Genomic DNA, 13582 nt, shown 5'->3' on the forward strand with positions numbered 1-13582 from the left:
CTTCAACTAAAAATATAGGGTAGAAAAGCCTGTTAATTTAGAAGGTACTTTCGTAATGGAAGTGCCTTTTAATTTGTACCAAATTTATGAATTGGTACAAGCTGATATAAAATAACATTTGCTGTGGTTTTAGTTGCGTCAGTCAGATACAATGGACAAACCCAATAGATACAAGGGTAGGTATTCAGTTTAATTCATGGGCTTTATCTTGCATACATTCGTATTTGTACCAAATTTTGTACCAAATGGACTGAATGAGTTAATTTTGTTTCTTTAAGTATTTGAAATTTTTAGAAATATATAAAAAGCACGTGTTGCTTGGTGTGCAACACCACTGTAAAGGATATATCATGCCTGTAATTACTCTTCCTGACGGTAGTCAACGTCAATTTGATAACCCTGTAACAACAATGCAAGTGGCTGAATCTATCGGTCCGGGTCTTGCTAAAGCGACTATTGCCGGTCGTGTCGATGGTGTCCGAGTCGATGCTTGTGATCTGATTGAAAATGATGCAAGCCTGGAAATTATTACTACCAAAGATGCCGATGGTCTGGAAATTGTGCGCCATTCCTGTGCACATTTGCTGGGTCATGCGATTAAGCAACTTTTCCCGGATACTAAAATGGCTATTGGTCCGACGATCGATAGCGGCTTCTATTATGATATTGATCTTGACCGCTCTCTGACGCAAGAGGATCTGGATGCGTTGGAAAAACGTATGCTGGAGCTGGCAAAGACCAAGTATCAGGTTATCAAGAAAAATGTAAGCTGGCAGGAAGCCCGCGATACCTTTGAGGCTCGCGGTGAAACCTATAAGATGGAAATTCTGGATGAAAACGTGTCAAAAGATGATCGTCCGGGTTTATACCATCATGAAGAATATATTGATATGTGTCGCGGGCCGCATGTTCCTAACATGGGATTCTGTCAGCATTTCACATTGCTGAATGTCGCAGGTGCATACTGGCGCGGTAACAGCGATAATAAAATGCTGCAACGTATTTACGGTACTGCTTTTCACGATAAAAAAGCGTTGAAAGCGCACCTGACCCGTCTGGAAGAAGCGGCTAAACGCGATCACCGTAAACTGGGCAAACAGCTTGATCTGTTCCACATGCAGCAGGAAGCTCCGGGTATGGTGTTCTGGCATCATAATGGCTGGTCTGTTTTCCGTGATCTGGAAGTATTTATCCGTGCAAAACTGGATGAATACGGCTATCAGGAAGTGAAAGGTCCGTTGATGATGGATCGAGTCCTCTGGGAACGCTCCGGCCACTGGGATAAATACGCGGATGCGATGTTTACTACCAGCTCTGAGAACCGTGATTATGCCATTAAGCCGATGAACTGTCCGGGTCATGTTCAGATCTTTAATCAGGGTCTGAAATCGTATCGTGATCTACCTCTGCGTATGGCTGAGTTCGGTTCATGTCACCGAAACGAACCATCAGGTGCGTTACATGGCCTGATGCGTGTACGTGGCTTTACTCAGGATGATGCACACGTTTTCTGTACTGAAGATCAGATCCAGGAAGAAGTGACTGGTTGTATCAAGATGGTTTATGATACATATCAGACATTTGGTTTTTATGATATCGAAGTGAAACTGTCTACTCGTCCTGAAATGCGTGTGGGTTCAGATGAAATCTGGGATCGTTCTGAAGAAGCTCTGAAAGAGTCTCTGGAAAATCTGGATATCAAATATGAAATTCAGGAAGGTGAAGGGGCGTTCTACGGGCCTAAGATTGAGTTCACACTTCACGATTGCTTAGACCGTGCATGGCAATGTGGTACAGTACAGCTGGACTTCAACCTTCCAGGCCGTCTGGGTGCGACTTATGTAGGTGAAAACAACGAACGTCTGGTGCCGGTTATGATTCACCGGGCTATTTTAGGTTCCCTTGAGCGTTTCATCGGTATTCTTATTGAAGAGTACGCAGGTTTCTTCCCAACATGGCTGGCACCCGAGCAGGCCGTTATCATGAATATTACGGATAAACAGTCTGATTATGTTCAGGAAGTTGCAGAAAAACTGCAAAAATGTGGATTTAGAGTCAAAGCAGACTTGAGAAATGAAAAGATTGGCTTTAAAATCCGCGAACACACTTTAAAGCGTGTACCGTATATGCTTGTCTGTGGTGACCAGGAAATGGAAGCCGGTGAAATTGCTGTACGTACTCGTAAAGGTAAAGACCTCGGTAAATTTAAGATTGAAGACTTCATTGCACGTCTTCAGGAAGAGGTTTCAAGCCGTAAGCTCAATCTGGAGGAATAAGCTATTAAAGGCGGAAGACGCGGCCAACAACCGGCCAAACAAAACCAGCACCGTTTAAACGGTGAAATTCGTGGCGTTCGTGAAGTTCGTTTAACAGGCGCAGATGGTGAATCAGTAGGTATCGTTAAGATTGGTGAAGCACTAGCTGCAGCTGAAGAAGCTGGTATGGATCTCGTTGAGATCAGCCCTAACGCCGAGCCACCAGTCTGTCGTGTGATGGACTATGGTAAGTTCCTCTTCGAGAAGAGCAAAGCTGCGAAAGAGCAGAAGAAGAAGCAAAAACAGATCCAGATTAAGGAAGTAAAATTCCGTCCTGGGACTGATATCGGAGACTATCAGGTAAAACTACGCAACCTGACTGGTTTCCTTGAAGAAGGCAACAAAGTGAAAGTAACAATTCGCTTCCGTGGCCGAGAAATGGCTCACCAAGAGATCGGTGTTGACGTTCTGAATCGTTTGAAAGAAGACACGGCAGAATTTGCTGTTGTGGAATCTTTCCCTACGAGAATTGAAGGTCGTCAAATGATTATGGTGTTAGCCCCTAAGAAGAAGTAATTAACGGCTTTGCAAGTAATACAGCCCGACTGCTGTAAGGCAGTTGGGTTTTATTCGCCCTGATTACTATGTTTATTTAACAACTACAATGCGGAGTTCTTCATCATGCCTAAGATGAAAACCAACAAAGGTGCTGCTAAGCGTTTCAAAAAAACTGCTGGTGGTATTAAGTACAAGCACGCGACTAAACGTCACATTCTGACTAAGCGTACTACTAAGAACAAGCGTCAGCTACGTCCAAACTCAATCCTTCCAAAATGTGAAGTGGCGGGTGTTGTACGTATGATGCCATACGCTTAATTCTTTTTAGTTTATTTAATAGTTTAGTTTAGGAGAGACATAATGCCTCGCGTAAAACGTGGTGTACAAGCTCGTGCACGTCATAAGAAAGTTCTGAAGCAAGCCAAAGGTTACTACGGTGCACGTTCTCGTGTATATCGCGTAGCTTTCCAGGCGGTAACTAAAGCGGGTCAATACGCTTACCGTGACCGTCGTACAAAGAAACGCCAATTCCGTCAACTGTGGATTGCACGTATCAATGCTGCATCTCGCCAGAATGGTCTGTCTTACAGCCGTTTCATTAACGGTCTTAAGAAAGCCTCTATCGAGATCGATCGTAAGATTCTGGCTGATATCGCAGTATTCGACAAAGCTGCATTTGCAGTTCTTGTTGAAAAAGCAAAAGCTGCTCTTTAATTAGCAGTAAATCAGACTTTAAAGAGGAGACCGAATGGTCTCCTTTTTTTTATCTCTAATTTTCCTAATGCTGTTTTTGTTGTTATATAATTGTGAAGATTTACTTTTCATTTAAAGAGCATATCAGGGATGAAATCGTTTCAGTGGAATGAATATTATGAAACCGGCATTGCCGAAATTGATGAGCAGCACTTGTCTCTGGTCGGATTGCTTAATGAATACGGAACTCTGATTGCAGAAGACAGAATTTCTTTGCAGGAACTTAAGTCTGCAACAGAACAGCTAAAAAATTATGCCGTTTATCATTTCAGAGAAGAAGAAAATCTGATGCTCCGGAGCGGGGTTGATAAACGTCATGTGACTGCTCATTGCGGCCAGCACCAGAAATTTGTTGATGATGTGCAGGAGTTTTCTCGTGCAATTCTGAACAGAGATGCGGAAGGGCATCTAGCGAAACAACTTTTTGAATATCTAGCCCAGTGGCTGGTCTATCACATCCTCGGTAGTGATCAGAACATGGCTAATCAGATTGCCGCCATTCAGGGGGGGGATAGTGCAGAAGATGCTTATAGCAAAGAAGAGCATGCTCATAAAGCATCTCTCGGGCCGCTGCTCACAGCATTACAAACCATGTTTGAGCATGTGTCGGCAAGAAACAAGGAGTTGATACTTCTTAACCAATCATTGGAAAAGATAGTGGAAGAACGAACGAGTCAGTTGATTGATGCTAATCAGAAGCTAGAGCTTTTATCTTATACAGATGTTCTGACTCAGTTACCTAACCGCCGCTATGGATTACAGGAACTGGATAAGGCATGGGAAGTCACAGTTAAAAATAATCTGCCTCTTACTTGTATGCTGGTTGATATCGATAAATTTAAAGAAGTGAACGATACAGCCGGACACGCTATGGGAGATGAGGTTCTGGCTGAAATAGCGATGCGTCTGCGCCAGAACCTGAGGCCGGAAGATACAGTTTGCCGTTTGGGAGGGGATGAATTTTTGATTATTTGTCCCGATATTCATTTAGATAAGGCGGTATTACTGGCTGAGGAAATATTAGTCCACGTACAGGAGGCAGAAGTGTATTCTGACTCTTATTGCTGGAAGGGCAGCGTCAGTATTGGTGTCGCTGACCGTCATACAGATATGCGCTGTAGCCGTGAGTTGATTTCAAAGGCGGATCAGGCGGTATACAAAGCAAAAGGATCCGGGCGCAATCAAGTTTGTTATTTCTGAAGAGCTGGTTCGGAATAAAGTGTTTGCATAAACGTGAGTATATTTTTCCTGAAAGGTACATTTTGGTGCTAAACCTGTCTGGTGCATAGAAAAGTTTTTCCTTATTCGGTGCTTTAGCCATAATTCGATTTGGCTTTATGGCTTGGTTTTATTACTATGTACAGCTATTCAAAAAACATTCCGTAACGGACACTACCGAAGGGTAGATGAGGAACTAATGCAACATCTACAAGAGATTATTGCTAACGCAACGTCAGCGATTAACAGTGCTGATTCGTTAGTTGCACTTGATGAAGTGCGAGTGCAGTTTTTAGGCAAAAAAGGGGAGCTGACGGTTCAGCTTCAGAGCTTGGGGAAATTACCACCGGAAGAGCGTCGTAGCGCTGGTCAGGAAATCAACAAAGCAAAAGGTGTCGTTCAGCAGGCAATTGCTGCCCGCAAAGAGGCATTGCAACAGGCTGAGCTGGAAACCAAACTGGCTGCAGAGACGATTGATGTGACCCTTCCGGGGCGCCGTATCGAAAATGGTGGTCTGCATCCGGTAACCCGAACTATCGAACGTATCGAAAGCTTCTTTGGAGAGCTGGGCTTTACCGTAGAGTCAGGTCCTGAAATTGAAGATGATTTCCATAACTTCGATGCGCTGAATATTGCAGAGGATCACCCGGCTCGTACTGACCACGACACTTTCTTTTTCAATCCTAAGCTGATGCTGCGTACACATACTTCAGGTGTACAGATCCGTACCATGGAAAATGGGAAACCACCATTCCGCTTCATTGCTCCTGGACGTGTATATCGTAACGATTATGACCAGACTCATACACCAATGTTTCATCAGGTAGAAGGCCTTTTGGTTGATGAGAATGTTAATTTCGCACAGCTTAAAGGTATTCTGAACGACTTCCTGTGTAACTTTTTTGAAGAAGATTTGGAAGTACGTTTCCGTCCGTCTTATTTCCCGTTTACTGAGCCTTCAGCAGAAGTTGATGTAAAAGGTAAAAACGGCAAATGGCTTGAGGTTCTGGGCTGCGGTATGGTTCATCCGAACGTACTGCGCAGTGTCGGAATCGACCCTGAGAAATACTCTGGTTTCGCATTTGGTATGGGTGTTGAGCGTCTGACCATGCTTCGTTACGGTGTAAACGATCTGCGGGCATTCTTTGAAAACGATCTTCGTTTCCTAAAACAGTTTAAGTAATTCAGGGGTAAGTCAAAATGAAATTCAGCGAATCATGGCTTCGTGAGTGGGTTAACCCTGCGGTTACAACTGACGAACTAACACATCAGATCACTATGGCTGGTCTGGAAGTCGATGATGTTCTTCCTGTTGCCGGTGAATTTACCGGTGTTAAAGTCGGCCACGTTGTGGAATGCGGTCAGCATCCCGATGCGGATAAACTCCGTGTCACTAAAGTTGATGTGGGCGAGGAAGAGCTTCTGGACATCGTATGCGGTGCACCAAATTGCCGTCAGGGTCTGAAAGTTGCAGTTGCTACAGTCGGAGCTGTTCTCCCGGGTGATTTCAAAATCAAAAAAGCCAAACTGCGTGGTCAGCCTTCATTCGGCATGCTTTGTTCATTCTCTGAACTCGGTATCGATGCTGATTCTGACGGTATTATGGAATTACCACAGGATGCTGTTATCGGTACGGATTTCCGTAAATTTCTGGATTTGAATGATGTCACCGTGGATGTTGATCTGACATCTAACCGTGCAGACTGTTTCAGTATCCGCGGTATGGCTCGTGAAGTTGGTGTGCTGAATCGTGCTGACGTAACAGCTCCTGAAGTTGTTGAGGTTATTCCGGCTATTGATGACACCATTTCTATTGATATCAAAGCTCCAGCAGCATGCCCGCGCTATCTTGGACGAATCGTAAAAAATGTGAATGTTTCTGCAGATACACCTATCTGGATGCAGGAAAAACTGCGCCGCTGCGGTATCCGTTCTATCGATCCTGTCGTTGATATCACCAACTATGTGCTGCTAGAACAGGGTCAGCCTATGCACGCGTTCGATTTGGCAAAAATTGACAGCGGTATTATCGTCCGTATGGCTGAGCAGGGTGAAAAACTGACGCTTCTTGATGGTACACAAGCGGAGTTGAATGCAGACACTTTAGTCGTCGCTGACCATAACAAGGCACTGGCACTGGCTGGTATTTTTGGTGGTGAAGGTTCTGGTGTTAATGCAGAAACAAAAGATGTATTGCTGGAGTGTGCATTTTTTGCCCCTGATTATATTCGTGGCCGTGCTCGTAACTATGGTCTGCACACGGATTCTTCTATGCGTTATGAGCGTGGTGTCGATTATGCACTGCAACACAGTGCGATGGAAAGAGCGACACAACTGCTGGTTGATATCTGCGGTGGTGAAGCCGCTCCTGTAGTTGCCGCTGAGTCCGAAGCGGATCTGCCGGTTCCAAATACAGTGACACTACGCCGCAGTAAGCTGGATAACCTGCTGGGTCATTCTGTGCCTGCAGAAGATGTCACGGAGATCCTTGAACGTCTGGGTCTAACGGTTACGACGACGGACGATGGCTGGATGGCAACGGCACCGACATGGCGTTTTGATATTGCTATCGAACAGGATCTGGTTGAAGAAGTTGGCCGTATTTACGGCTATAACAATATTCCCAATCAGGCGCCTCAGGCTGCTCTGACGATGAACCTGCATAAAGAAGCGTATCAGCCAATGAAGCGGGTACGGGATCTTCTGGTTGATCGTGGTTATCACGAAGCAATTACTTACAGTTTTGTTGAACCAGAGCAACAGAAGCTGATTGTACCGGATATTGAGCCTATTATTCTGCCATTCCCGATTTCAGCAGAGATGTCAGCAATGCGTCTTGGACTGATTCAGGGATTGCTGAATACAGTGGTACATAATCAGAAACGTCAGCAACCGCGTGTACGACTGTTTGAACAAGGGTTGCGTTTTATCCCGGATGAAACCGCAGAAAATGGTATGCGTCAGGAAACCATGCTGGCTGGCGTTATTGCGGGCACCCGTAGTAATGAACACTGGGATATTGAGTCAAATACAGTCGACTTTTTCGATATGAAAGGGGATCTGGAAGCGATTCTTGAACTGACAGCTCATGAAAAAGCGTATTCATTGAAAGCCATCAGACATCCTGCGCTGCATCCGGGACAGGCAGCTGCAATAGTGGTTGATGCTGGTCTTGCGACAGAGAAAGAAGTCGGTATTATCGGTACGGTTCATCCTGAGCTGGAACGTAAGTTTGGCCTGAACGGACGTACGGTTGTGTTCGAAGTTGAGTGGGCCGCCATTAATACCCGTGTTCTTCCTGAAGCTGTTGCTGTCTCTAAATTCCCGTCTAACCGCCGTGATATTGCTGTTGTTGTGGATGATTCAGTGGTATCAGGTGACATCATCGCTACCTGTCTGAATGCTGGTGGTGAATATCTGACTGATGCAAAACTGTTTGATGTCTATACAGGTAAAGGGGTTGAAGAGGGCAAGAAAAGTCTGGCGATTGCACTGATGCTTCAGTCTGTTGAACGTACACTGGAAGAGGCAGATATTGCCGGGGCTGTTGAAGCAATTGTGACTGCAGTGTCTGATCAATTTGCGGCAACATTGCGTGATTAATATTTGTCAGTGAAACGATTATAAAAATGCCTCACCGTTTCGTGTGAGGCATTTTTTTGTTTGGTATTTATAAAAACATATCCGAGGTTACCAGAATTACCCCTCCTGGTGAGACAGTATATTTTTGTGCATCCTGCTCTGGATTTTCACCAATAACAGTTCCGTCCGGGATCTTACAGCCTTCTCCGACAATCACTTTAGTCAGACGACAGTTTCTTCCGACTTCTGAGTGAGGAAGCAAAATAGAGTCTCTAATGTTCGAATAGCTATGGGTACGTACCCCGATAGAAATCATCGAGCGCTCTATGGCTGAACCAGAAACAATAACACCACCGGAAACCACGGAATCGACAGCATAGCCCCGACGGCCATCATCATTAAATACGAACTTAGCCCCCGGTCCCTGATGAGCATTCGTAATGATAGGCCAGTTATAAGAGTATAAATCCAGTTCCGGATCCGGAGAAAGCAGATCCATGGTGGCAGCATAGTATTCATCAAGGTTACCCACATCACGCCAGTATGCCGTACGACCAGGGTGTCCTCTTTCTGTGAATACATAACCACAAACCTTATGTCGTCCTAACAGTCCCGGAATAATGTTGTGGCCAAAGTCATGGTTGTAGTTCGGATCCTCAAGGGCAGAGATCAACTCTTCACTTAAAATGTCAGTATTGAAAATATAAATTCCCATAGACACCAGAGCCTTTGACGGATCATTCGGATCTGCCATCGGGTTTTCAGGTTTTTCTACGAAGGTCTGGATCTCACCGTTTGCATTAAGTCCCATTACGCCAAAGGATGAGGCTTCTTCAATTGGTTTATGGATACAGGCGACTGTTACGGCTGCATCATTTTCGACATGAAAATTCAGCATCCGTGAGTAATCCATTTTATAGATATGATCTCCACCCAGAATCAGAACCCGGGAGGTTTTCTGTCTTTTTATCAGATCCAGATTCTGATAAACGGCATCAGCCGTACCTCGATACCATGCTTCCCCTGTTCGTTGTTGAGCCGGAATGATCTGAACACCTTCTCCTATAGCTGGAGATAGAATCTGCCAGCCTTCCTGAAGATGCTCAATCAGATCCTGAGCCATGTATTGAGTGAGTACGCCGACGCGGCGTATACCAGAATTAATACAGTTAGAAAGTGTGAAATCAATAATACGGAACTTACCACCAAAGGAGACGGCAGGTTTCGCATTTTGGCTTGTGAGTTGTTTTAGTCGTGTTCCTTTACCTCCCGCGAGAATCAGAGCACTTGTATCTCTTACCAGCTGATTAGTATCAGTATGCGAATAGTTGTTATTTGACATAACGAAAAGCCTTTAAAAATGAAATTGTAATAATGATTATGGTGCTGCAGATGTAGAGCTTACGGGGACATTTACAGCAACAAAGATAAATTACTATGATATTCAACGTGTAATTGTCGAGCTGGTCACTGTTTAGAAAAGTAATATAATAAGTTCATATTTTTTTAAGAATTGGTAATGAAAATGTGAACTAAGTGGAATTCTAAATGCTTATGCTACAGATTTCAATGCTTGATGTTTTGCTATTTTTTGTCTCAACCCAATGAATTAACTCATAAATTTCACTTAATTGTGAACTGGTCTTTGTTTGGAATATTCCTTTGAATATGTTAAAAAAAAGGAGTTTTTTAATGATTTATATCTGATATTTGTAATTAAATGCTAAAAAAAAGCGTACGGTTTGATGCCTGTCTCAAAAAAACAGGGTTTTCAGGATAAGAAATGAAATAAAAAAATGGCGAAAATCATAAGGTTGGCATACACTTTCAGAGAAATAGCCGGTATCTCGTTGTCGGCTAAGCAAAAATGCTTTGGCGCTACGATTATGTAGCAATGTTTAACACAGCTTTGAGGGAAGTTTTTATGGCGCTCACAAAGGCCGATCTGGCTGAGAACCTGTTTGAAAAACTCGGATTCAGTAAACGGGATGCCAAAGAGACGGTTGAGGTATTTTTCGAAGAAGTGCGCAAGGCTTTGGAAAATGGCGAGCAAGTAAAACTGTCTGGATTTGGTAACTTCGATCTTCGGGACAAGAGTGAACGACCAGGTCGAAACCCAAAAACCGGTGAGGACATTCCAATTACAGCTCGACGTGTTGTTACCTTCCGTCCGGGACAAAAGCTAAAAGCCCGGGTTGAAAGTATCAGAGCCGAGAAGTAGCTTGGCCGATGAATAAGACCACACGGAACTCCCTGTTAATATGATTTCCTCAGGGAGAAGACGGTGGTCTTTTTTTGTCTGAATCAGGTTACTTTTCTGCCTCAATAACAGCGTTGTATCGTGCAAAACCTTCTGTCAGATCTGCAATCAGATCCTCTGTGTTTTCCAGCCCGATGTGAACCCTGAATAAGGTACCAGGGAAATCAGGAGCCGCAATGGTTCTCAGCTGTCTGAACGAATCGGGTTCATTTGCCAGTATTAGGCTTTCAAAGCCGCCCCATGAATAGCCCATAGAGAAATGGTGCATACCATCCAGAAGAGCGATTGTTGCCTTAGGATGACTACTTTTCATCACAAATGAAAACAAGCCATTGCATCCGGTAAAATCCCGGATATAAAATTCGTGACCGGGGCAGCTTTTCAGCGCAGGATGACGGACATGGTCGACCTCTGCGCGTTCAGCCAGCCACCTGGCGACTTTAAGGCCGTTTTCCTGATGTTGTTTCAGGCGTACGTCCAGTGTACGTAAGCCCCTCAGTCCCAAATAGGCATCATCCGGAGATACACACTGTCCCAGCAGATAGCTCTCTTCTCTTAAAGTATCCCAACACCGGGCATTTGCCACAGCAGTACCCAGCATTACATCAGAATGACCGACAATATATTTTGTCGCTGCCTGAACTGAGATATCAACACCATAGTCGAACGGAGAAAAGTTGACACCGGCTCCCCAGGTGTTGTCGATGATAACAATGAGATCATGCTTGTGGGCGATGTGTGTAAGCTTGGGAACATCCTGAACTTCCATCGTGATAGAGCCAGGAGATTCCAGAAATAATATTCTGGTATTTGGCTGGATGAGTGACTCCAGACCATCGCCAATCATTGGGTCATAGTAAGTAGTGTCAATTCCGAATCTCTTCAGAGTATGATTGCAGAAATCACGAGTTGGTTCGTAACAGGTATCGACCATCAAAATGTGGTCGCCGGCTTGCAGAAATGCCAGTAATGCACTGGTGATTGCAGCAGTACCGCAAGGGTAGAGTGCACAGCCTGCTCCACCTTCTATTTCAGCCATTGCTTCCTGAAAAGCAAAATGGGTTGTAGTACCGCGCCGGCCATAAAAAAGGGTTTTATGCATACGATTAGCGGTTGCTTTCTGCTTATCCGCTACGCTGTTGAAGGTTATGGTTGATGCTCTCTGAACAGGAGGGTTAACGGCACCATTGGTCCATTTTTTATCTCTTCCTGCTGAAATCAAACGGGTTTGTCGTTGTTGTGACATGACTTTCCTTTTTGTTCTATTGGTTTGGTGACGAACTCTGGATGGGGATACCGGCTTTAAGCTGCATTGTTATAACAGTGGTCCAAACAGAGAGAATAGGCGTTCCTGAAACTTGTGCATAAGGGTTCGGTTACGCCATTGTTCTGCATCAACCCTAAATGCCTGTCCGATATAAGATGTTTGCAGATGATATAAATTTTGTGTGAATGTCCCGTCATCAACAGCTAGCGTGACCTCGAAGTTCAGCCACAGGCTACGCATATCCAGATTGACCGTTCCGACCAGACAGTAATTCTCATCAATAACTACGGATTTGGTATGCAGTAGTCCGCCAAAAAATTCATAAATTTCGACACCGGCATCAAGCAGCTCGGCATAATAGGCTTTTGATGCCCACTGAACCATGAGAGAATCATTTTTGTGTGGGATAATCAGCTCGGTTTTTATTCCTCGCTGAGCGGTTGTCTTTATCGTTTCCAGAAGCTCTTCACTGGGGACAAAATAAGGTGTGGTGATACGCACGGATTTTTCAGCCTGGTTGATCGCTAGTATCAGAGCTTGCTGAATCAGATTTTCCGGCATACCGGGCCCTGACGGAATAACCTGAACAGGAAGACATTTATTTCCGTTTAACTGACAGATTGGCTGACAAGGTAGTACTCTGGTGCCTGTTTCTACTTCCCAGTCCCAGGCATGAATAGCAGAAAGGATGTTAACCGTCGGGCCTGTGATCCGGACAATGACATCCACCCATTCTCCGACACCTGCATCTTGTTTAAAAAAAGCAGGATCCACCATGTTCATTGAACCTGTATAGGCAATTTCATCATCGATAGTAATGATTTTTCTGTGCTGACGGATATCCAGCCGGCGAAAAAACATTCGCAGTGGGGTTACCTTCAGAGCCTGAATGATGTCGATACCAGCAGATTCAAACATGCCAACCCAATGGCTGTTAAAAAAATAGTGACTACCGGCAGAATCAAGTAAAATTTTTACATTAACGCCACGCTTGGCTGCTCTTATTAAAGCTGCCGCCACTGCATCCGCCAAACCACCCTGATGCCAGATATAAAATTCTATTCTGATCTGAAACTTCGCATTCTGAATATCTTGCATAATACTGCGCAGTATCTGATCCGGATCGCTCTGTAGTGTCAGTGTATTGCCGCAGAGAGCTGGAATTCCCATTCTGTGTGTGCAGAGGTCATCAATTTTTTTGATCGGGGCACACATCATTTCCGGAACGTGAGCCTGACAGTTATACAGGTCATTAAACCAGCTTTGATAGCGGTTAAACATTTTTTGTGCACGCTCCGCCCGGGTTCGTCCAAGGTTCAGTTCACCGATCAGAAAATAAAAAATAACACCGAAGACCGGAAGGATATAGATTATCATCAGCCATGCCAGCGACACACTGACAGAACTGCGCTTCATTACGACCCGGATGGTCACACCGGCGACAAGCATCCAGTAAGTAAGCACACTGATAAGAGTGATGATGTGGTAGAACTTTTCCATATGACCCTGATTGCTTAACGTGGTATCACTGTTATTAATCTGATAATACTACCTTTTCTATATTTTTCTGAAGTTGTTCTTTATGCCTTATTTTTCTTTCTTATATTGCACCATTAGACTAGTACGCAGAAAGATGAATATAGCAAAAACAGGCTGGGCATAAGGTCAAAAAACGGATCGGGGTCAAAA

General features: G+C 44.4%; 11 protein-coding genes. 8 read left to right on the forward strand and 3 right to left on the reverse strand.

Features of this window, described 5'->3' with window-relative positions; genetic code table 11:
• Nucleotides 1-350: 350 nt before the first annotated feature.
• The 7 genes from thrS to pheT all read left to right on the forward strand — a co-directional run bounded on the left by thrS (nt 351) and on the right by pheT (nt 8387).
• Nucleotides 351-2276, forward strand: coding sequence for a threonine--tRNA ligase (thrS, locus tag CSW98_RS01660; RefSeq protein WP_100798706.1), 1926 nt, complete (start codon nt 351-353; stop codon nt 2274-2276).
• Between the two features lie 3 nt (nt 2277-2279).
• A complete protein-coding gene (infC, locus tag CSW98_RS01665) occupies nt 2280-2831 on the forward strand; it encodes a translation initiation factor IF-3 (protein WP_100798707.1) in 552 nt (183 codons plus the stop codon).
• A gap of 105 nt (nt 2832-2936) precedes the next feature.
• Complete coding sequence (rpmI, locus tag CSW98_RS01670; RefSeq protein WP_100798708.1) at nt 2937-3131, forward strand: 50S ribosomal protein L35; 195 nt, start codon at nt 2937-2939, stop codon at nt 3129-3131.
• Between the two features lie 42 nt (nt 3132-3173).
• Nucleotides 3174-3527: a 50S ribosomal protein L20 gene (gene rplT, locus CSW98_RS01675; RefSeq protein WP_040992521.1), complete on the forward strand. Its 354-nt coding sequence runs from the start codon at nt 3174-3176 to the stop codon at nt 3525-3527.
• 129 nt (nt 3528-3656) lie between these two features.
• On the forward strand, nt 3657-4766 hold the full coding sequence (locus CSW98_RS01680) for a GGDEF domain-containing protein (protein WP_100798709.1): 1110 nt from the start codon (nt 3657-3659) through the stop codon (nt 4764-4766).
• Nucleotides 4767-4983: 217 nt separating this feature from the next.
• A complete protein-coding gene (gene pheS / locus CSW98_RS01685; protein ID WP_100798710.1) occupies nt 4984-5967 on the forward strand; it encodes a phenylalanine--tRNA ligase subunit alpha in 984 nt (327 codons plus the stop codon).
• A 17-nt stretch (nt 5968-5984) separates the two neighbouring features.
• Nucleotides 5985-8387, forward strand: a complete 2403-nt coding sequence (gene pheT, locus CSW98_RS01690) for a phenylalanine--tRNA ligase subunit beta (RefSeq protein ID WP_100798711.1) — start codon at nt 5985-5987, stop codon at nt 8385-8387.
• A 67-nt stretch (nt 8388-8454) separates the two neighbouring features.
• Here pheT and glgC read toward each other — a convergent pair whose 3' ends face one another.
• Nucleotides 8455-9708 (reverse strand): glucose-1-phosphate adenylyltransferase, encoded by a 1254-nt coding sequence (gene glgC / locus CSW98_RS01695; protein ID WP_100798712.1) that lies wholly within the window; start codon nt 9706-9708, stop codon nt 8455-8457.
• A gap of 582 nt (nt 9709-10290) precedes the next feature.
• On the opposite strand from glgC, the gene ihfA reads away from it, so the two are divergent.
• The gene (ihfA, locus tag CSW98_RS01700) at nt 10291-10587 is read left to right on the forward strand and encodes an integration host factor subunit alpha (RefSeq protein WP_100798713.1); all 297 of its coding nucleotides are present in this window, start codon (nt 10291-10293) and stop codon (nt 10585-10587) included.
• 88 nt (nt 10588-10675) lie between these two features.
• Here ihfA and CSW98_RS01705 read toward each other — a convergent pair whose 3' ends face one another.
• The gene (locus CSW98_RS01705; protein ID WP_100798714.1) at nt 10676-11872 is read right to left on the reverse strand and encodes a cystathionine beta-lyase; all 1197 of its coding nucleotides are present in this window, start codon (nt 11870-11872) and stop codon (nt 10676-10678) included.
• A gap of 69 nt (nt 11873-11941) precedes the next feature.
• The gene (cls, locus tag CSW98_RS01710) at nt 11942-13393 is read right to left on the reverse strand and encodes a cardiolipin synthase (protein WP_100798715.1); all 1452 of its coding nucleotides are present in this window, start codon (nt 13391-13393) and stop codon (nt 11942-11944) included.
• Nucleotides 13394-13582: the final 189 nt, after the last annotated feature.

It is taken from the genome of Vibrio sp. HA2012, assembly GCF_002812955.1.
GTDB lineage: Bacteria > Pseudomonadota > Gammaproteobacteria > Enterobacterales > Vibrionaceae > Vibrio.

Coding starts and splice junctions, on each gene's coding strand:
- thrS (WP_100798706.1), top strand. CDS start 351: ATGCCTGTAATTACTCTTCCTGACGGTAGTCAACGTCAATTTGATAAC.
- rpmI (WP_100798708.1), top strand. CDS start 2,937: ATGCCTAAGATGAAAACCAACAAAGGTGCTGCTAAGCGTTTCAAAAAA.
- rplT (WP_040992521.1), top strand. CDS start 3,174: ATGCCTCGCGTAAAACGTGGTGTACAAGCTCGTGCACGTCATAAGAAA.
- CSW98_RS01680 (WP_100798709.1), top strand. CDS start 3,657: ATGAAATCGTTTCAGTGGAATGAATATTATGAAACCGGCATTGCCGAA.
- pheS (WP_100798710.1), top strand. CDS start 4,984: ATGCAACATCTACAAGAGATTATTGCTAACGCAACGTCAGCGATTAAC.
- pheT (WP_100798711.1), top strand. CDS start 5,985: ATGAAATTCAGCGAATCATGGCTTCGTGAGTGGGTTAACCCTGCGGTT.
- glgC (WP_100798712.1), bottom strand. CDS start 9,708: ATGTCAAATAACAACTATTCGCATACTGATACTAATCAGCTGGTAAGA.
- ihfA (WP_100798713.1), top strand. CDS start 10,291: ATGGCGCTCACAAAGGCCGATCTGGCTGAGAACCTGTTTGAAAAACTC.
- CSW98_RS01705 (WP_100798714.1), bottom strand. CDS start 11,872: ATGTCACAACAACGACAAACCCGTTTGATTTCAGCAGGAAGAGATAAA.
- cls (WP_100798715.1), bottom strand. CDS start 13,393: ATGGAAAAGTTCTACCACATCATCACTCTTATCAGTGTGCTTACTTAC.